This window comes from Pseudoxanthomonas broegbernensis, from assembly GCF_014202435.1.
GTDB lineage: Bacteria > Pseudomonadota > Gammaproteobacteria > Xanthomonadales > Xanthomonadaceae > Pseudoxanthomonas > Pseudoxanthomonas broegbernensis.
Genome location: NZ_JACHGU010000002.1, coordinates 71301 through 90919, shown reverse-complemented (window position 1 = coordinate 90919; position 19619 = coordinate 71301). Strand labels below are relative to the sequence as shown.

9 protein-coding genes and 2 pseudogenes are annotated in these 19619 nt (G+C 73.7%); 3 read left to right on the top strand and 8 right to left on the bottom strand.

Annotated elements, in window-relative coordinates; all coding sequences use genetic code 11:
* Positions 1-58: 58 nt before the first annotated feature.
* Both HNR76_RS03870 and hrpA read right to left on the bottom strand, forming a co-directional pair.
* Positions 59-2221 carry a RelA/SpoT family protein gene (locus tag HNR76_RS03870; protein ID WP_162310964.1) on the bottom strand — a complete coding sequence of 721 codons (2163 nt, stop codon included), beginning with the start codon at positions 2219-2221 and terminating at the stop codon, positions 59-61.
* A gap of 94 nt (positions 2222-2315) precedes the next feature.
* Positions 2316-6686: an ATP-dependent RNA helicase HrpA gene (gene hrpA, locus HNR76_RS03865; protein WP_162310965.1), complete on the bottom strand. Its 4371-nt coding sequence runs from the start codon at positions 6684-6686 to the stop codon at positions 2316-2318.
* 98 nt (positions 6687-6784) lie between these two features.
* Here hrpA and HNR76_RS03860 point away from each other — a divergent pair, with 98 nt between their 5' ends.
* A complete protein-coding gene (locus tag HNR76_RS03860; RefSeq protein WP_162310966.1) occupies positions 6785-7336 on the top strand; it encodes a Dps family protein in 552 nt (183 codons plus the stop codon).
* 60 nt (positions 7337-7396) lie between these two features.
* On the opposite strand, the gene cysQ is transcribed toward HNR76_RS03860, so the two are convergent.
* Complete coding sequence (gene cysQ, locus HNR76_RS03855) at positions 7397-8194, bottom strand: 3'(2'),5'-bisphosphate nucleotidase CysQ (RefSeq protein ID WP_162310967.1); 798 nt, start codon at positions 8192-8194, stop codon at positions 7397-7399.
* Positions 8191-8742 carry an ADP compounds hydrolase NudE gene (gene nudE / locus HNR76_RS03850; protein WP_162310968.1) on the bottom strand — a complete coding sequence of 184 codons (552 nt, stop codon included), beginning with the start codon at positions 8740-8742 and terminating at the stop codon, positions 8191-8193. Before nudE ends, cysQ begins: the two co-directional genes overlap by 4 nt.
* A 68-nt stretch (positions 8743-8810) precedes the next feature.
* On the opposite strand from nudE, the gene bioA reads away from it, so the two are divergent.
* Both bioA and HNR76_RS03840 read left to right on the top strand, forming a co-directional pair.
* The gene (gene bioA / locus HNR76_RS03845; RefSeq protein WP_162310969.1) at positions 8811-10202 is read left to right on the top strand and encodes an adenosylmethionine--8-amino-7-oxononanoate transaminase; all 1392 of its coding nucleotides are present in this window, start codon (positions 8811-8813) and stop codon (positions 10200-10202) included.
* Entirely contained in the window at positions 10193-10927 is a 735-nt protein-coding gene (locus HNR76_RS03840) for a 16S rRNA (uracil(1498)-N(3))-methyltransferase (RefSeq protein ID WP_162310970.1), read from the top strand. The genes bioA and HNR76_RS03840 overlap by 10 nt, the downstream gene beginning before the upstream one ends.
* Positions 10928-11293: 366 nt before the next feature.
* Here the strand turns inward: HNR76_RS03840 and HNR76_RS03835 are convergent, their stop codons facing one another.
* The 4 genes and pseudogenes from HNR76_RS03835 to HNR76_RS03825 form a co-directional block, all read right to left on the bottom strand.
* Entirely contained in the window at positions 11294-11767 is a 474-nt protein-coding gene (locus HNR76_RS03835) for a chemotaxis protein CheW (protein ID WP_162310971.1), read from the bottom strand.
* A gap of 23 nt (positions 11768-11790) precedes the next feature.
* On the bottom strand, positions 11791-13014 hold the full coding sequence (locus HNR76_RS03830) for a chemotaxis protein CheB (RefSeq protein WP_162310972.1): 1224 nt from the start codon (positions 13012-13014) through the stop codon (positions 11791-11793).
* Positions 13001-14881, bottom strand: a pseudogene (locus HNR76_RS15730) (response regulator); the annotation flags it as partial. The gene HNR76_RS03830 and the pseudogene HNR76_RS15730, both read right to left, overlap by 14 nt.
* Before the next feature lie 219 nt (positions 14882-15100).
* Positions 15101-19597: pseudogene (locus HNR76_RS03825) on the bottom strand (Hpt domain-containing protein); the annotation flags it as partial.
* Positions 19598-19619: the final 22 nt, after the last annotated feature.

The following is a 19619-nucleotide window of genomic DNA, read 5'->3' as shown; positions in this document are numbered from 1 at the left end:
CAGCGCCCGGTTTGCGGCAAACCGCACGGTGCCGGCGCGTGCCCCGCCACGGCCGCGCTCAGCCCATCCGGCGCGCGCGCTCCACGCCGGGCAGCGCATCGAGCTTGCGCAGCAGGGTCGACAACTGGCCGTAGTCGGACACGCGCAGGCGCATGCGCAGCTCCAGGCGCCCGTCCACGCCCACGTCGCTGCGCAGGTCGGCCACGTGCGCGTCCTCCTGCGCGACCAGGGTGGTCACGTCCTTGAGCAGCCACTTGCGGTCCACCCCGCTCACGGCCACGTCCACCTCGTAGCCGCCGCCGGCCGTGCCCCATTCCACCGGCAGCGACCGCTGCGGCTGGGCGGCGGCCAGGCGGGCAAAGGACGCGCAGCCTGCACGGTGCACGGTGACCCCGCGGGTGCGGGTGAGGTAGCCGGCGATCGGCTCGCCCGGCACCGGCTGGCAGCAGCGCGCCAGTTGCACCAGCAGGTTGCCCACGCCCTGCACGGTGAAGCCGGGGTCGCGCTTGCGCGCTGCCCTGCGCGGTGCCGGGCGCGACGAGGGCGGCGCCTGCGGCTCGGCGGCGTGCTCGATCTCGTGCAGGGCGCGGCCCACCTGGTGCGGGCCGACATCGCCCAGCGCCACCTGGATGTACAGGTCGTCCACGGTGTCGGCATGGAACTTCCGGGCCACCGGCGCCAGGTCGGCCTGGTGCAGGCCCAGGCGCTTGAGTTCGCGCTCCAGCATCTCGCGCCCGGCCTGCACGTTGCGCGAGCGGTCCAGCTTGTGGAACCAGGCGCGCACCTTGTCGCGCGAGCGGCCGCTGGCCAGGTAGCCGTTGGCCGGCAGCAGCCAGTCGCGGCGCGGGTCCGGCTCCTTGGCGGTCATGATCTCCACCCGGTCGCCGCTGCGCAGGCGGTAGCCCAGCGGCACGATGCGGCCGTTGACCTTGGCCCCGCGGTAGCGGTGCCCGACCATGGTGTGCACGTGGTAGGCGAAGTCCAGCGGGGTGGAGCCCTGCGGCAGGTCGATCACCTCGCCCTTGGGGGTGAGCGCGTACACCCGCTCCTCCACCAGCTCGGCGTCCAGCGCGCCGGCCAGGCCCTCGTCGCGGCCTTCGCCGGCCTGCTCCAGCAATTGCCGCATCCAGGCGATCTTGCGCTCGAACGCGCGCCCGGCGCCCTTGCCCGCCGCGCTGCCGCCGGTCTCCTTGTAGCGCCAGTGCGCGGCCACGCCCAGTTCGGCCTGCTCGTGCATGTCGCGGGTGCGGATCTGTATTTCCAGGGTGCGCCCTTCCGGCCCGACCACCGCGGTGTGCAGCGAGGCGTAGCCGTTGGGCTTGGGCCGGGCGATGTAGTCGTCGAACTCGCCGGGCACCGGCGCCCACAGCGCGTGGACCACGCCCAGCGTGGCGTAGCAGGCGGCCACGTCGTCCACCATCACCCGCACCGCGCGCAGGTCGTAGAGCTTGTCCAGCGGCAACTGCTTCTTCTGCATCTTCCGCCAGATGCTGTAGATGTGCTTGGGCCGGCCGCTGATCTCCGCGCCGAGGCCGTGCCCGGCCAGGGCCTTGCCCAGGTGCGCCTTCACCCCTTCGATGTAGCGCTCGCGCGCGGTGCGGGTCTCGTCCAGCTCGCGGGCGATGCGGCGGTAGGTCTCCGGCTCGATGAAGCGGAAGGCCAGGTCCTCCAGCTCCCACTTGAGCTGCCAGATGCCCAGGCGGTTGGCCAGCGGCGCGTGGATGTCGCGGGTGAGCTGGGCCAGGGCGCGGCGTTGCGCCTCGGGCTGGCGGTCGGCCACGCGCATCTTCGCCAGTTGCCGCGACAGCAGGATCGGCACCACGCGCAGGTCCTGGACGATGGCCAGCAGCAGCCGGCGCAGGCCCTCGCCGTTGCGCCCCGCCTCGCGACCGGCATGCAGCGCCCAGACCTGGTCGGCCGCGTCCTGGCCGTCGAGCAGCCCGGCGACCGCCGGCAACGCGGCGACGACATCCTTGGCCGCGGCCGCGCGCAGGCCCGGCAGGTCGAACAGCAGCGCGGCGGCCATGGCCGGCTCGTCCGCATCCAGGCGCGCCAGGGTGGCCAGGGTGTCGGCAATGGTCGCCCAGGGATTGCGTGCCTGCTGCGAGGTGCCCTGCGCATCCCAGGCCCGGCACAGGGACTCGCGCAGCGGCGCCGGCAGGGCGGCGGCGGCCGGGTCCTGCAGCAGTGCGTGCAAACCGTCGATGGCAGAGCGCGACAAGGCCGTTCCGACGCGGGGAGTAGGTGGACCTACACTAGCGGCGAAAGCGGCGGGGCGACAAGCCGGTTCCATCGCCGCACCGCGCGGGGGCGGGTCAGGAAGCGGCCAGCGCGGCCAGGCGCTGGGCCAGCTTCTTCGGCGAGACGCCGCCGCGCGAACCCAGTTCCTGCGCGAACACGGATACGCGCAATTCCTCCAGGTCCCAGCGCAGCGCCTGCCATTCCGGCGCGGCGTCCTGCGCGCGCACACGCGCGGCGGCCAGCGCGTCGATGAAGGGCTTGAGTTCCAGCATCCGCGCCTGGTCGCGGGCCGGGTCGCGCAGCGCGCGCTCGGCGCGCAGGGCCATACCCTTGAGCCAGCGCGGGAACTGGGCCAGCGCCTGCGCCGGGGTGCGGTGCAGGAAACCCGGATGCACCAGCGCGTCGAGCTGGGCGCGCAGGTCGTCCAGGTTGGCGCCGGCCCAGCCCATCAGCGGGGCCTCCAGCCTCGGCTTCAACTCCGCCACCGCGGCCAGGATCTGCTCGGCCAGTTCCAGGCGCGACATCGCCTCGGCGAACAGCCCGCGGCCGGCGGCCTCGGCGCGGCGGCCGAAGGCGCCGGCATCGCGGATCTCGCCCAGGCCGTCGGCGAGCACGGCGTTGAGCGCGGCCTCGACCAGGTCGGCGCGCAGTTGCTCCTTTTCCTTCGCCTTGGCGCCCGGGCCGGTGCCGAAGCGCTCGATGGCCGCGTACAGCAGGCCGAGCCTGGGCGAGACCGGCAACTGCTTGCGCGCCTGCCGCGCCTTGTCGGCCAGGGCGATGCGCAGCAGCCGCTCCACGCCGCGCGGATGCGCCGCCTGCGCCTGGGCGCGGTCGGCGAACACGCGCAGCACGGCATGCTCGCCCTCGTCCACCAGCGCCGGGTAGCCGGGCACGCCGGCCTCGCCGGTCACCTGCGCGGGGATGGGCGGCTCCGGGAACCCGCGCAACTGGCCGTGGCCGGCGGCCAGCGTGCGGCCGGCCCGGGTGGCGAAGGCGCGCCCGGCGCGCTCGCCGAAGGTGGCGCGCAGTTCCTCCAGGTCGCGTGATTCGGCCAGCACCCGGCCGCCGCTTTCGGGCAGCTCGCGCAGGCGCAGGTTCATGCGCAGGTGCGGCTCCAGCGTGGCCTCGTCGAAATCCAGCGCGGCCACCGGCGCACCGGTGGCGCGCGACAGGAAGCGCGCCAGTTCGCCGGCCAGCGCATCGGCCGAGGGTCTGGGAAACGCCTCGAAGAAGGCCCGGCCGAAGTCCGGCGCGGGCACGTAGTTGCGGCGCATGGCCTTGGGCAGCGTGCGGATCAGGCCGGCGGCCTTGTCGGCCACGAAGCCCGGCGCCAGCCACGACAGCCGTGCCGGGTCCAGCGCGCCCAGCAGCGGCAACGGCACCTCCAGGGTCACGCCGTCGTCGGCCGCGCCCGGCTCGAAGCGGTAGTGCAGCGGCAGGCGCGCATCGCCCAGCGGGAAATACTTCGGGTACAGGTCTTCCTGTCCGCCCTCGCCCGGCAGCAGGTCGGCGATGGACCAGCGCAGCGATGCGCGCGGCGACTCGGCCAGCCTGGCGTACCAGGCATCCAGGCCGGCGGTCGAATGGATCTCGCCCGGCACCCGGTCCAGGTACCAGCGCACTTGCCAGGCCTCGTCGGCGACGAGACCGGCGCGGCGCAGCTTGGCTTCCTCCTCGCGCGCCTGTTCCAGGGCCTTGAGGTTGGCGGCCAGGAACGAGGCCCTGGCGTCGATCTCGCCGGTTGCCAGCGCCTGGCGCACGAACAGGTCGTGGGCGCCGGCCGGGTCGATGCGGCCGTAGTGCACCGGCCGCTTGGGCGCCAGCACCAGGCCGAACAGGGCGACCTGCTCGGAGGCCAGCACGTTGCCCTGGGCCCGCGACCAGCGCGGGTCGAAGTGCCGGCGCGCCAGCAGGTGCGGCAGTTCGGCGATGGCCCAGTCCGGTTCGATCGCCGCGGCGGTCAGGCCCCACACCTTCTGCGTGTCCAGCAAGGTGGCGACCAGCACCCACGGCGGCCCGCCCTTCGACGGCCCCGCCTTCGCCAGCGGCGAGGCCGGGAACAGTTGGAAGCGGCGCTGGCGCGGGGCCTGGTAGTCGCCCTTCTCGGTGCGGTGGCCGATCTGGCTCGGCAGGCCTGCGATCAACGCGCGGTGCAGGGACTGGTAGGCGTGGGCGCGCTCGCGGGCGCCGAAGCGCGAGGCGGCCGCCGCTCCATCGCCGTGCGCGCCACCGGCCGCCGACCGGCCCGTGTCCTTGCGCTTGCCATCGGATACGGGCGAACCAGCCGCCGCGGGGCCTTGCCCGGCCTTCGCCTCCGTCCGGCCTTCGCGCGCCAGGCGCGCGGCGCGGTGCAGTTCGCCGCGGGAAGGCCGCGACGACGCGACGCCGCGCGGGTCCGCCGGCGCGCCGGCCAGCAGCGGTTGCAACGCCTGTTCCGGCGGCTCCTCGCGCCAGCCCAGTTCCTCGCACAGCAGCTTGAGCTGGCGATGCAGCTCGCGCCATTCACGCATGCGCAGGAAGCCCAGGAAGCGCTTGCCGCACCAGTCGCGCAGCCTGGACTGGGTCAGCTCGCCATGGGCGTCGTCGTAGGCCTGCCACAGGCGCAGGATGCCGACGAACTCCGAGCGCGCGTCGGCGAACTGCGCATGCGCGTTGTCGGCGGCCTCGCGCGCATCGGGCGGGCGCTCGCGCGGATCCTGCACGCCCAGGAAGGCGGCGATCGGCAGCATCGCCCGCAGGCAGCCGTGCGCCTGCGCGGCCACCAGCATCCGCGCCAGCTTCACGTCCACCGGCAGGCGCGCCATCTGCCGGCCGATGGCGGTGAGGCGGCGGCCCTGGCCTTCCGCTTCCTCGATGGCGCCCAGCTCCAGCAGTTGCTGCCAGCCGTCGGCGATGGCGCGTTCGTCCGGCGCCTCCAGGAACGGGAAGTTCTCCACGACCCGCGACGAATCCCACGCGTCCGCATCGGGCGCCGGTTCGCCCCTGGCCCGGGCGCGGCCGTCGATCCGGTCCAGGCCCAGGTGCAGCATGCGCAGGATCACCCCGGCCAGGCTGGAGCGGCGGATCTCCGGGTCGGTGAACTCCGGGCGCGAGCGGAAATCGGCCTCGGCGTACAGGCGGTAGCACACGCCCTCGGACACGCGGCCGCAGCGGCCCTTGCGCTGGTCGGCGCTGGCCTGGCTGATCGGCTCCACGTGCAGGCGGTCGATCTTCGAGCGCGGGCTGTAGCGCTTGATCCGCGCCTGCCCGGGATCGACCACGTAGCGGATGCGGGGCACGGTCAGCGAGGTCTCGGCCACGTTGGTGGCCAGCACGATGCGCCGCGGCGGGCCGGGATTGAACACCCGGTCCTGGTCGCGCGCCGACAGCCGCGCGTACAGCGGCAGCACCTCGGTGGAGCGGTACTGGCGCTTCTCCAGCGCGCGGTGCAGGTCGCGGATCTCGCGCTCGCCCGGCAGGAACACCAGCACGTCGCCGCGCGAGTCCTCGGCGGTGATCTCGTCGATGGCCGAAACCATGGCCGACAGCGGGTCGAGCTCGCGCTCGCCGCGGTCGCGGCGGGCGGCGGGATCGGGGTCCTTCCTCCCCGGCGGCCGCTTCGGCGGCAGGGGCGGGCCCGCGCGGGTGGCGGGCGCCGCATCCCCGCCCTGCGCGTCCGGCGGCCGGTAGCGCACCTCCACCGGGTAGGCGCGGCCGGCCACCTCGACCACCGGCGCGTCGTCGAAGTGGCGCGAGAAGCGCGCGGTGTCGATGGTGGCCGAGGTGACGATGAGCTTCAGGTCGCCGCGCCTGCGCAGCAACCCCTTGAGGTAGCCGAGCAGGAAGTCGATGTTGAGGCTGCGCTCGTGCGCCTCGTCGACGATGATGGTGTCGTAGGCCGACAGCCAGCGGTCCGAGGCGATCTCGGCCAGCAGGATGCCGTCGGTCATGAACTTGACCCGGGTGTCCGGGCCGGCGTTGTCGGTGAAGCGCACCTGGTAGCCGACCAGCCCGCCCGGCGGGGTCTTCAGTTCCTCGGCCACGCGCGCGGCCACCGCGCGGGCGGCGATCCGGCGCGGCTGGGTGCAGCCGATGACGCCGGCCACGCCGCGCCCGGCGGCCAGGCACAGCTTGGGCAACTGGGTGGTCTTGCCCGAGCCGGTCTCGCCGGCCACCACCACCACCGGATGGTCGCGGATCAGGGCGACGATGCGGTCGGCCTCGGCGGCGATGGGCAGGGCGGCGTCGACCGTCGCCTGGGGGGTGCTGGCCGCGCGGGCGGCGCGGGCCGCGACCGAGGCGGCCAGGGCCTGCTCGAAGCGCGCGCGCGGCTCGGCGGCGGCCGGCATGCCGCGCCAGCGCGACCATAGCCCGTGCAGGCGGCCGCGGTCCCGGCTCAGCGCCTGGTCGATGTCGCGCCGGCCCGATTCCAGGGCATCGCGCAGGTCGGCGGGGATCGCGGGCATCTATGGGACCGTGTGAAATTCTGTATGACGCATGGGGGTTTACTCTCTATTGTCGCAGCCCCATCTGTTCCCTGTGGTTTCCATCCAAGGAGTCGTTCATGGCCAAGAGCAGCACCCCCAAGAACAAGACGTCAGCCGCCAAGCCCAAGGCGCTGGACCCGGTCGCCTCGACCTCGCGGATCGACATCGGCATCGCCAACGACGACCGCAAGGAGATCGCCGAAGGCCTGTCGCACTTCCTCGCCGATGCCTTCACCCTTTACCTCAAGACCCACAATTTCCACTGGAACGTCACCGGGCCGATGTTCAATTCGCTGCACAACATGTTCGAGGCCCAATACACCGAGCAGTGGGCGGCGCTGGACGACGTCGCCGAGCGCATCCGCGCGCTGGGCTTCAACGCGCCCGGCTCCTATGCCAAGTTCACCCGCCTGACCTCGATCCGCGAGGAGCCCGGCGCCAGCGGCGTGCCGGACTGGAAGGGCATGGTCAAGCAGCTCGTGGCCGGCAACGAGGCGGTGTGCCGCACCGCGCGCGGCGTGCTGCAGACGGCCGACGACGCCGGCGACGACCCCTCGGTGGACCTGCTGACCCAGCGCCTGCAGACCCACGAGAAGTACGCCTGGATGCTGCGCTCGCTGCTGGAGTGACGAAGGGCCGCGCCGCCGTCCCTTCGCGTGTGGTGGAAGGGACGCGCGACGCGCGGCGGCCTACAGCCAGTCGCGCCAGGGCAGGTCCGGGTCGCCCAGGGCGATGAAGTCGCCGTTGAGCAGGGACTCGCGCCGGTTGTAGCGGAACGGCTTGCCGGTCTGCGTGGCCAGCAGCACGCCGCCGGCCGCATGCAGCACGCACTGCCCCGCGGCGGTATCCCATTCCGAGGTCGGGCCGAAGCGCGGATACGCGTCCATGCCCCCTTCGGCGATGCGGCAGAACTTGAGCGAGGAGCCCAGCGCCATCTCCTCGATGTCTCCCATCCTGTCCAGCACGCCCTGGGTGCGCGCGTCGCGGTGCGATCGGCTGGCCGCCACCCGCAGCGGCGCGGTGGCCGGCGCTCGCACGCGCAGCGACTGGTCGCGGTGCCCGTCGCGGCGGTAGGCGTACTCGCCGCGCACCGCGTGCCACACCTGTTCGCCCACCGGCGCCTGGACCACGCCCAGCACCGGCGCGCCCTGGTCGATCAGGGCGATGTTCACGCTGAACTCGCCGTTGCGCTTGACGAACTCGCGGGTGCCGTCCAGCGGGTCCACCAGCCAGTAGGTCGGCCAGTGGCGGCGCGTCTCCCACGGCACCTGGGCCGACTCCTCCGACAGCACCGGCAGGTCCGGGGTCAACCGCTCCAGGCCCTCGACGATGATCCGGTGCGCGGCCAGGTCGGCGGCGGTGAGCGGGCTGGCGTCGTCCTTGTGCGACACATCGAAGGCGCCGGAGTAGACCTCCATGATCGCCGCGCCGGCCTGGCGGGCGATGGCGATGACGGTTTCGCGCAGGTCCGCGGTGATGCGGATCATCGCCGGCCCAGCCATTCGCGAACGATGAACAGCGCCGCCAGCGAGCGCCCCTCGGAAAAATCCTCTCGCAACATCAGTTTGTCCAGCTCCTGCAATTTCCAGGGGATGACATCGAGTTCTTCCGGCTCGTCGCCGGGCAGCTTCTCGGGATAGAGGTCGCGTGCCAGCACCAGCCACGAGACATGGTTCATGTAGGTCGGCGCCAGGGTCAGCGGGCGCAGCACGTCCAACCGGCGCGCGCCGTGGCCGGCCTCCTCCTTGAGCTCGCGGTCGGCGGCCTGTTCCGGCGTCTCGCCCGCGTCGATCCTGCCCTTGACCAGGCCCAGCTCATAGCGGTGCACGCCGGCGGCGTACTCGCGCACGAGCAGCACGGTCTCGTCGTCGAGCATCGGCACCACCACCACCGCCCCGTGCCCGCGCGCGACCATGCGCTCGAACAGGCGGCGCTCCCCGTTGGAGAACTCCAGGTCCAGTCGCTCCAGCCGGTACGGGCCCGCCTCGCCGCTGGTGACCCCGTGGATGACGGGAAGGCGGCGGCTCACCGGCATCGCCCACGGCGCGGCCGCGATCGGGCCGATATGATGGCGGGATACTGGGACGTGCTCATGAAACCGGAATGCTAACAGACCCATCGTTGCAGGAGTCCGCGCGCCGATGGCGCGAACGCGACCTGGCCGTGCTCTGGCACCCGTGTACGCAGATGCGCGAGCACCCGGACGTGCTGCCGCTGGTGCCGGTCGAGCGCGGCGAGGGCGCCTGGCTGTTCGGGTACGACGGCCGCCGCTACCTGGACGGGATCAGCAGTTGGTGGACCAACCTGCACGGCCATGCCGAACCGCGCATCGCGCAGGCCATCGCCCGCCAGGCCGGGGTGCTGGAACAGGTGATCCTGGCCGGCTTTTCCCACGCGCCGGCGGTCGAACTGGCCGAGCGCCTGCTGGCCATCGCCCCGCGCCAGGAAGGCCGGGCGCCGCTGGCCAAGGTCTTCTACGCCGACAACGGTTCGGCCGGCGTGGAGGTGGCGCTGAAGATGGCCTTCCACTGGTTCCGCAACCGCGGCGAGGCCCGGCGCACGAAATTCGTCGCCCTGGAGAACGGCTACCACGGCGAGACCCTCGGCGCGCTGGCGGTGGGCGACGTGCCGCTGTATCGGCGGGTGTACGCGCCGCTACTGGCGCAGGCGCTGTTCACGCCCTCGCCGGACGCGTACCAGGCCGCTCCCGGCGAAAGCCCGGCACAGTGTGCGCAGCGCGCAGCCGATGCGCTGGCCGACCTGTTCGACCGCCACCCGGGCGAGATCTGCGCGGTGATCCTGGAGCCGCGCCTGCAATGCGCCGGCGGCATGCGCATGCACGACGCCGCCTACCTGCGCCGCGTGCGCGAGCTGTGCGACGCCAGCGGCGCATTCCTGGTCGCCGACGAGGTCGCCACGGGCTTCGGCCGCACCGGCACGATGTTCGCCTGCGAGCAGGCCGGCATCGCCCCGGACCTGATGTGCCTGTCCAAGGGCCTGACCGGCGGCTTCCTGCCGCTGTCGGCGGTGCTGGCCACCCAGATGCTGTACGACGGCTTCCTGGACGATTCGCGCGAGCGCGCCTTCCTGCATTCGCACAGCTATACCGGCAACCCGCTGGCCTGCGCCGCCGCGCTGGCCTCGCTGGACATCTTCGCCAGCGATGGCGTGCTGGAACGCAACCGCGCAACCGCCGCGCGGATGGCCGAACTGGCCGCGCCGCTGGCCGCGCACCCGCACGTGGCCGACCTGCGCCAGGCCGGCATGGTGCTGGCCTTCGAGCTGACCCGCGGCGGCGACCGCGCCACCCCGTTCGACCCCGCGCTGCGCGTGGGCCTGCGCGCCTACCGCGCCGCGCTGGAGCGCGGCGTGCTGCTGCGGCCGCTGGGCGACGTGCTGTACTGGATGCCGCCCTACTGCGTGGACGATGCGCAACTGCGGCTGCTGGCCGAGGCTACCGGTGCCGCCATCGAGGACGCCACCGCATGCGCCTGACCCGCTGCCACGTGGACCTGGCGCTGGATGCCGGCGCCGAGGTGGTCCTGCCCGAGCGCGCCGCCGCGCACCTGACCCGGGTGCTGCGCCTGCGCCAGGGCGATGCCTGCGTGCTGTTCAACGGCGACGGCCGCGACTATGCGGCGCGGCTGCTGGCCGCGGACCGGCGACAGGTCCGCGCGGAGGTCGTGTCGGCCCGCGAGGTCGACGGCGAATCGCCGCTGCGGATCGTGCTGCTGCAGGGCATCGCGCGCGGTGAGAAGATGGACCTGATCCTGCAGAAGGCCACCGAGCTGGGCGTGGCCGGCATCGTGCCGGCCTCGGGCGAGCGCACCGAGGTGAAGCTGGACGCCGAGCGCGCGCAGAAGCGGATGGCGCACTGGCGCAGCGTGGTCGAGTCGGCATGCGAGCAGTGCGGACGCGCGCGGCTGCCGACGCTGTCGCCGCCCGCCGCGCTGGACGCGGCCGCGCGCGGCCTGGACGTGGACGGGCCGCGCTTGGTGCTGGACCCGCGGGGCGAGCACCGGCTCGACGCGCTGGCGGCCCCGGCCGGGAACACGGTCTGCGTGGCCATCGGCCCGGAGGGCGGCTGGTCGCCGCGCGACCGCGAGGTCCTGCATGCGGCCGGGTTCGCCGGCCTGCGCCTGGGGCCGCGGGTGCTGCGCACCGAGACCGCGGGGCTGGCCGCGATCGCGGCGTTGCAGGCGCGTTTCGGCGATCTGTAGGCGGCCCGTAGCGAGGACAAGCAGCGTCCCCGGGCGCGACGCCCTTCCTGGGTGCTCCGGATCTCCGCGAACGGCATCGCGCCCGAGGACGCTCCTAACGGAGAGATCGACCAGTGTCGGCGGGGTCGGTCGTGCAGGCAGGCCCCGGCGCCGCCGCTGCAATCGAAGTCACGAGCCCAGGTGTCGCAGAGGCCGTCGTGCCCGGGGGGCATGGCCCAAGTGGCCCCTGGATGTGCCACGGCCCCGAGTAAAGACAGGAGGCCGTCCCGAGGGGCGGGCCACGCCCCCTGGACATGGCGGCCCCGTCCGACGCCGATGCGGATCGCTGCCGTTGCGGTTACCGAACAGGAGGAACGAGGCGAAACCTCACGCCGCGGCGGCGGCCAGCGCCTCGCCGACCAGGCGCTCCACGCTTTCCAGGTCCGGCAACAGCGCACCCTGCTCGCCCAGCAGCACGCGCATCTGCACGCCGCGCGGCAGTTCCTCTTCCGAGGCGTCGGCCAGCAGGCTGTCGCGCGGCACCGACACCAACTGCGGGAACGAGGCGGTCTGCAGCGCCACGTACGGCAGGGCCTCGTCGCCGCCCATGCCCTTGAGCACGATCACGCGGTTGTTGCGCGCGGCCGGTTCCTCGCCCAGGCCGGCCAGGCGCGAGAACGCCACCAGCGGCACGCTCCAGCCGTGCCATTCGATCTGGCCGGACAGCCAGTCGGGCGCGCCCGGGATGGGCTGCACCGGCACCCGCGCCATCACCTCGGCGACGGTCGCGTTGGGCAGCAGCAGGCGCTCGCCTCCCACCTGGATCATGACGCCGCGGATTTCGTCTTTGTTGTAGGCCATGGTCGGTTCTCGATCTCCGGGCGTCAGCCCCAGCGCTGGGCGAGCCGCTCGGCCAATTGCGCCGGGGTGCCCAGTTCCATGCCGCCGGCGGCCAGCAGCCTCACCGCGGTGGCGTCGTAGCAGCCCTCCAGCGCCTGCCCGCTGACGTGGCCGCCCCGGGCCGCCAGCGCCAGCGCCGCATCGACCCGCGCCGGGTCGGCGCCGCTGAGCAGCAGCACGGCGCTCTGCTCGGGAGGCAGCACGGCGACCGTCTCCGCACCCGCCTGCGCCTCGGCGAAGTGCAGGCCGCCGTCCTCGCCCGCGTCCACGCCCACGCCCTCGGGCAGCACGTAGACCCGCGCGCCGACCAGCGCCTCGCCCGTCGCGGCCATCAGCACCGGCAGCGCCGACACCCGCGCCATCTGCTTGACCAGGTTGTCGTAGCGGCCGCCGTCCAGGCGCAGTTGCACCAGCACCGGCTGCCGGAAGCCGCGCGGCAGGGCCACCAGCAACTTGCGCACCGCGTCCGGGCCGCCGATGCCGGCGATCACCAGCACCGCGCCCGAAGGCCCGGCCACGGCCGCCGCGGCCGGTTCGGCGGCGGACGAAGCGGCGCCGGCCAGCGATGCCTCCTCCAGCGCGACCAGCTCGAATTGCGAGAAATCGGGCAGCGGCGGCGGCACTGCCTTGGCGGGAGGCGCCTGCTGCGGCTCGGCGGCGTCGGTCAGCGCCCAATCCGGCGCAGGCTGCGGCGGCGGCGGTGATGGCGGCATGCCCGGCCGGTCCTGCGGCAGGCCCGCGGCCAGCGCTTCGGCTTCGGCCAGGTGCGGCTCGAAGCGGTCCTGCTCATGGGCCTGCTGCGGGGTGGGCGGGTGGCCCGGCTGCAGGTCCAGGGCGATGTCCTGCTCGCGGCCGGGCGGCAGGACGTCGTCATGACCGTACAGCTTGGCCGCCAGGTGGCGGATCCAGCGCTGCGCCTCCCAGCCGTCGCGGCGGGCGGCCAGGTCGGCCTCGTCGAAGATCACCAGCAGGCCGGGAGCCTCCAGCGCCGGCTCCAGCGCCTCCAGCGCATCCTCCACCGCCGGCTCCAGCGCCACCAGCACCGCGCGCGGCGCGGCGGCGGCCAGCGCCGCGGCGTCCAGCGCGTTCGGGTCTTCCTCCAGCACGATCAGCGCGCCGGCCGCGTCCAGGGCCTGGTGCAGGCGCTCGCGGGCCTGGCCCGGGCGGGCCAGCAGCGCCACCGGGGTGCGGGCGTCATTCGCGGACACGGGCGATCCCCAGCAGGTCGTAGACGTTGCGCATCAGGTCCAGCTCCTGGTACGGCTTGCCCAGGTAGCGCTGCACGCCGATCTCGAACGCGCGCTGGCGGTGCTTCTCGCCGGTGCGCGAGGTGATCATCACGATGGGCACGTCGCGGAAGCGGGCGTCGGCGCGCATCGCGGTGGCCAGCTCGTAGCCGTCCATGCGCGGCATCTCGATGTCCAGCAGCATCAGGTCGGGCACGCGCTCCTCCAGGCGCTCCAGCGCCTCCACGCCGTCGCGCGCGGTGGCCACCTCGAAGTTGTGGCGCTCCAGCACGCGGCCGGTGACCTTGCGCATGGTCAGCGAGTCGTCGACCACCATCACCAGCGGCACCTGGCGCTGCTGCTGCGGCACGACCTCGGCAGCGGGGCGCTCCGGCTGCGACAGGTGGCGGCGCACCAGCGGGGCCACGTCCAGGATCACCACCACGCGCCCGTCGCCGGTGATGGTGGCGCCGTAGATGCCGGGGACCGAGGAGATCTGCAGGCCCACCGGCTTGACCACGATTTCGCGGTTGCCGACCACCTGGTCGATGGCCACCGCCGCGCGCAGGTCGCCGGCGCGCACCAGCAGCAGCGGCACCTGCGGCTGGCCCTCGGCCTTGGCCGGGCTCTGGCCGACCAGCAGGCCCAGGTCGTGCAGCACGTACTCCTCGCCCGCGTAGCGGTAGCCGCCGGTGCCGGCCTCGAAGCGCTCGCGCGCGATCCGGCCGATGCCGCTGACCGAGGCCACCGGCACCGCGAAGGTGGTGTCGCCGATCTGCACGAACACCGCCTGGGTGACGGCCAGGGTCTGCGGCAGGCGCAGGGTGAAGACCACGCCCTTGCCGGGGACCGAATCGATCTCGACGGTGCCGCCGAGCTGGCGCACCTCGTTGCGGACCACGTCCATGCCCACGCCGCGGCCGGCCAACTGGCTGACCCGCTCGGAGGTGCTGAAGCCGGACTCGAAGATCAGCGAATCCAGTTCCACGTCGGTGAGCACCGCCCCGGGCTTGAGCAGGCCGCGGGCCTCGGCGCGGCGGCGGATCGCGGCGCGGTCCAGGCCGCGGCCGTCGTCGCTCACCCGCAGCACGATTTCCGAGCCCTCGTGGCGCAGCGCGATGGTGATCGTGCCGTCCTCGGACTTGCCGTTGTCGCGGCGTTCCTTCGGCGTCTCCAGGCCATGGGCCACCGAGTTGCGCAGCATGTGCTCCAGTGGGGCGACCATGCGGTCCAGGACGTTGCGGTCCAGTTCGCCGTGGGTGCCGTCCAGCTTGAGCTGGACCTGCTTGCGGGTGTCATGCCCGGCCTGGCGGACCACGCGGCGCAGGCGCGGCACCACGCTGTCGAACGGCACCATGCGCGCGCTCATCAGGCCGTCCTGCAGCTCCGAGCTGACGCGCGACTGCTGCTGCAGCAGCACGTCGTACTGGCGGGCCAGGTCGTCGAGCACGCCCTGCAGGCCGGTGAGGTCGGCGGCCGACTCGGCCAGGCCGCGGCTGAGCTGCTGCAGGGTGGAGAAGCGGTCCAGTTCCAGCGGGTCGAAGGTCGCGTCGACGCTGTCCTGCTCGCGCTGGTAGCGGGCCACGATCTGCGCCTCGGTCTCCAGGTCCAGGCGGCGCAACTGGTCGCGCAGGCGCGCGTTGGTGCGGTCCAGCTCGGACATGGCGCTGCGGAAGGCGCCAAGCTGCTGTTCCAGGCGGGCGCGGTAGATGGCCACCTCGCCCGCGTGGTTGACCAGGTTGTCGAGCAGGTCGGCGCGTACCCGCACCTGCTCCTGGGGCGCACGCGCGGCGCCCTCCTCGGCCGTCGCGGTGGCCTCGTCCTTGACCGGCGCCGACAGGGGCGCGACCAGGAACGATGCCGCCGCCTCCTGCGCCTGCGCTTCCGGCAGGCCCGCGCGCGTGTCCGCCGCGGCGCCGGCATCGGCCTGTCCGGCCGCCGCCTGCGATGCGGGCGTCTCGTCCGGCGCCTGCGCATCCGGTACCGGTGCGGGAACCTCGGCCGCCGGTACGGTGGCAGGGCCCGGCTCTGGCGCGGCCGCTTCGGCGGCGTAGGCCTCGCCGCGGATGCGCGCCTCGAACTCGTCGATCAGCGCCTGCGGCATCTCGGTGACGCGATGCGCGCGGGTGCGCACCAGCAACCGATGCAGGGTATCGAAGCCGCGCTCGAGCAGTTGCACGTCGCCGCGCTGCAGCTCGGTGCGGTGCTCGGCGGCCGCCTCCAGCAGCGATTCGATCACGTGGCCCAGGTCGCCGATGGTGGCGATGCCGGCCATGCGGGCGCCGCCCTTGAGGGTGTGCAGGTCGCGCTGCAGACCGATGATCGGCTCGCGCGCGGTGGTGTCCTGGCGCAGCTCCTGGATCAGGCCGTCGATGTGGTCGATCAGATCGCCGCCTTCCTCGACGAAGATGTCGACCAGGTCGCGGTCCAGTTCGCCGAAGTCCAGCATCGCGCCATCGGCCGCGGGATCGGCAGCCGGCGCGGCGGCTTCGGGCAGCGGCGCGTGCAGCGCCGGGAGTTCCGGGGCCACGGCCTGGAGGTAATCCTGCGCGGCGGCATCGGTCGCGCCGTCCTCGGCGACGGCGCGTTCCGGCGCGGCTTCGGCGTGCCCAGCCACGGCATCGTCGGGAACGGCCGGCGTGGCGCTCGCCTCCCCGCTGGCTTCCATGGGCGCGGCAGCCTGCACGGCCGGTGCGTCCCCTGAGGCGACGGCCTGCATGCGGTCTTCGGCAGAGGCAGGAACCCCCGCGCCCGCCGATGGCGCTTCGACGGCGTCCTCTTCCTTTTCGCGTTCCTGTTCCGGCACGAAGGCGGCATACGCCGCCGCCAGCGCATTCGCATCCAGATCGAGGCCGGCGCCTGGATCGGCTTGCGCCGCCTCCGGGGCGACGTCGGTCGCCTGCGGCGGTACGCCGCCGGTTTCCACCGGCGCGAAGCCCGCATCCGTGATGTCCGCAGCGGCATCGGCCCGTATCGATTCCTCGAGCGCTTCCGCCGGTTCCTCCTGCGCTGCGGGCGCCTCCTCCGGCGCGTCCACCGTCAGGTAGGCGCTCAGGTCGCCGATGCCGGTCAGCTCGACGGGCAGGTCCGGGCCTTCGATCGTCACGTCCAGCGCACTGTCGGCCAGATCGGCCTGCGGCCAGTTCGCCTCCGGCAGCGCGGCAGCCAGGGCCTGCAGCCGCGCCGACAGCGCGGCGTGGCGGGGAATGCGCGGCGAATCCGCCTGCAGTGCGCGGATGCAGCCGCGGATGGCCTCGGCGGTGCCGGCAATGGCGTCCACCGCCTCGGCCTCCACCGGCTGCCCGCCGCCCAGGGCGCGCTTGATGAAGGTCTCGGCCGCGTCGGTGACGAGGGTGATCTCCGGGACATCGGTCATCGCGAACGCGCCGTTCACGGTGTGGATCGCGCGCAGCAGCGCATCGCTGGCCGGCTGCGGGGACAGGCGCGCGGCGGCGAGCCAGGCGTCCACCGTCTCCAGGTGCGAGGCCACTTCCGCCTCGAGGATCTCGCGCAGGACGCTGTCCACCGAGGCCGGCGTGCCTTCCTCGGCGACGTGGGCCGGCGCTTCGGCGCCCGGTTCCGGTTCGGCCGCAGCCGCAGCGGAAGGGTCCTCGTAGAAGGCTTCCTCGCCGGCGGCGACGCGCTCGGCCACCGCCTCCATCTGTGCCAGGTCGGCATCCAGCGCCGCCCGGCCGCGCAGCGCGGCATCGAACTGCGGCAGCACGTCGCAGGCCTGCTGGACCATGGTCATCACCGCCAGGCTCGGCGGGCGGGTGCCGTCGAGCACGCGGTTGAGCATGCTCTCGATCTTCCAACTGAACTCGCCCAGCGCCTTCGCGCCGACCAGCCGGCCGCTGCCCTTGAGGGTATGGAATACGCGGCGGATCGGACGCAGGCGCTCCATCTCCCCGGGCGCCCGCCGCCATTCCGGCAGCATGCGGCGGAGGTTGACCATCTCCTCCTCGAACTCCTCGAGGAAGACTTCGCGGATGTCCGCGTCGATGTCCTGGCTGTCGTCGAAGCCGCCGGCGGCCGCGGAGACGGCGGCGGACGGCGCCGAGGCCGCGAAGCCGCCCTCGGGCAGCGTGGCCGCGGCCGCCGACATCTCGGCGAACAGTCCGCTGGACTCCACCTCGGGTGCGGCGGCGCCATCGCTGGCGGCCGCGGCGGGATCGGCGTCGGCGTCGGCTTCCTGCCGGGCCGGGGGCGGCCCCATGTGATAGTGGACGCTGAGATTCAGCCACTTCTCCGAACCGCCCACCGGGACGCTGGCGTAACCGGGCGCGGCGGGTGCGGTTTCGGCGGGCGCCGTTGCAGCGGGCGCGGCATCGAGTGCCGGGCGGCCGCCTTCGGCATCCGCGTCATCGCCGAGGGAAGCGTTCGCCGCGCCAAGGCCGGCGTCGTCCATCTCGATGCCGGCGGTGGCGATCACGGCCGCATCGAATTCGGGCGCGATCCCGCCCCCTGCCGTCGCGGTGGGCTCCAAGTCGTACTCGGCCGATACCGGATCGAAGCTGAAATGGAAGTCCGCCGGCGGTGGCGCGGCGATAGACGCCGGCTCGATCTCCAGCGGCTCGATCTCCAGCGACGGCGGCACCAGCGCCTCGGGCTCGGGAGCGTCGGCGTCGGCGAGCTGCAGCGGCGGGATGGGGGTGTACTCGTCCTCCACGGCGGCGAAGGCCGGCGGCCGTTCGGCCTGCACCGACTCCCATGCCAGGCCGTCGATGACCGGCGCGGGCGCGGCTTCCACGGCGGCGGTGGCGGCCGGGACGGCTTCCACGGCGGCGACCGGCGCGGGCGCCGGTGCGTCGGCCAAGGGCGCGGCGGCTTGCGGGGCTTCCGCAGCCGCGGGCGCGTCGTCCTGCGCCGGCGTCTCGGGCAGCGGCCAGTAGTTCAGGTTCTCCAGGCTGGCGCGCGCGATCTCGAGGATCTCCTCGCGGTTCGGGCGGCGGTCGCGCAGCGCTTCGAGGTAGTACTCCAGGCTGGCCATGGCATCGGCCAGGGTGTCCAGTTGGCGGCCGCTGGGCACGCGGCGGCGGGCCAGCAGCTCGACGGCGATGTAGCGGCGCACGCCTTCCAGATAGGAGGCCGGCTGCGGCAGGTCGAGCATGCCCAGGGCACCGGCGACCTCCTCCAGCAGGCGCGGCACCTCGTCCAGGCGTGCGTGGTCCCAGTTGGTCTCGATGAAGGCGACGAAGTGCTCGCGCGCGGCGGCGAAGTTGGCGATGGCCTCGTGCGCCAGCACCTCGATCGTGCGCCGGGCCTCGGCCGCGGCCGCATCCTCGGCGTCCTCGCCCGGCGCGCCCAGGCGGGCGACCTGGTCGTCCAGCGAGGCATCCACGTAGAGCAGCGCACCGGCGATGTCCAGGAGCGCGCCCTCGCTCGCCGGCTGTTCGCCGCGGGCGATGGCGGCCAGCGCGTCGCGCTGCTGCTGGACCACGTCGCGGGCCACGCCCAGGCCGAGCATGCCCAGGGTGTCGGCGACCTTGGTCAGTTCCTCGGCCTGCGGCTGCAGCGCGGCGGCATCGCCGCCGGTGCGCAGGTGCAGGTCGAGCGCGTCCTTGACCCGCAGCAGTTCCTCCTTGACCACGCCGCCCACGGTGTTGAGCAGGTCGCGGTTGCGCCCGGCCAGGCTGCCGCGCGCGTGGTCCAGCTCGGCCTCGGTGGGCGCGTGCGTATCCAGCTCGAAGGCGCCGCGCAGGGCATCCAGCGCCGGGTGCGCCGTGCGCGCCTGGGCCACCAGGTACAGCAACTGGCGGGTCGGCTCCTGGCTGGCCACGCCCTGGGCGCCGGCCGGTGCCGGGTCTTCCGCGTGCGCCTGGCGCACCGCGCGGGCGATCCCGGCGAAAGCGCCGCGCAGCCCGTCGCCGGGCGCCAGCGCGCCGTCCTGCAGCGCCTGCGCGGCGCAGGACAGCACCCACAGCATGCGCCGGGTGGAATCGTGGCGCGCGTTCTCCAGCAGCGCCGATGCCGCGGCGGACAGCGCCGCCGGGTCGGCCGGCGCGCCATGCTCGGGCCACCCGGCCATGGCTTCCTCGAACCGGGCCTGCGCGGAGGCGACGTGGTCCTGGCGCAGGGACCACGGCAGCGTCGAGATCTCCGGCACCTGCTCAGGCAGCGGGCCGGCCAGGTCCGGCGCGAACAGCACGCTCTCGTTCAGCCCGGTCGCGCCGCGCGCGGCCCGGATGTCGTTGAGCAGCGGCAGCAGCACGATCGGGATGTCGCGGTGGCCGTTCTGCAGGCGCTCCAAGTAGTCGGGCAGCAGCACGGTGCCGCGCATCAAGGTGGCGCAGGCCTCGTCGCGGTCGTTGGCCGCGCCCTGCTGCAGGGCGTGGGCCAGCAGCTCCATCTCCTCGGCGACCATCGCCGGGGCGTACAGCTCGACCATGCGCAAGGTCCCCTGCACCTGGTGCAGGTAGCCGGCGCAGAAGCGCATGCGGCTGTCGTCCTCGGGGTTCTCGACGTACGCCTCGATCTCGCCCCGCGCCTGGCGCAGGGTTTCGTCCAGCTCGGGCTTGACCCAGCCGAGCACGGCATGGCTCATCGCGTCGCGCAGCGCACTCATGACGAGGTCCTCGCCGGCTGGT

Coding starts and splice junctions, on each gene's coding strand:
- bioA (WP_162310969.1), top strand. CDS start 8,811: ATGCTAACAGACCCATCGTTGCAGGAGTCCGCGCGCCGATGGCGCGAA.
- hrpA (WP_162310965.1), bottom strand. CDS start 6,686: ATGCCCGCGATCCCCGCCGACCTGCGCGATGCCCTGGAATCGGGCCGG.
- nudE (WP_162310968.1), bottom strand. CDS start 8,742: ATGCCGGTGAGCCGCCGCCTTCCCGTCATCCACGGGGTCACCAGCGGC.
- HNR76_RS03840 (WP_162310970.1), top strand. CDS start 10,193: ATGCGCCTGACCCGCTGCCACGTGGACCTGGCGCTGGATGCCGGCGCC.
- cysQ (WP_162310967.1), bottom strand. CDS start 8,194: ATGATCCGCATCACCGCGGACCTGCGCGAAACCGTCATCGCCATCGCC.
- HNR76_RS03860 (WP_162310966.1), top strand. CDS start 6,785: ATGGCCAAGAGCAGCACCCCCAAGAACAAGACGTCAGCCGCCAAGCCC.
- HNR76_RS03835 (WP_162310971.1), bottom strand. CDS start 11,767: ATGGCCTACAACAAAGACGAAATCCGCGGCGTCATGATCCAGGTGGGA.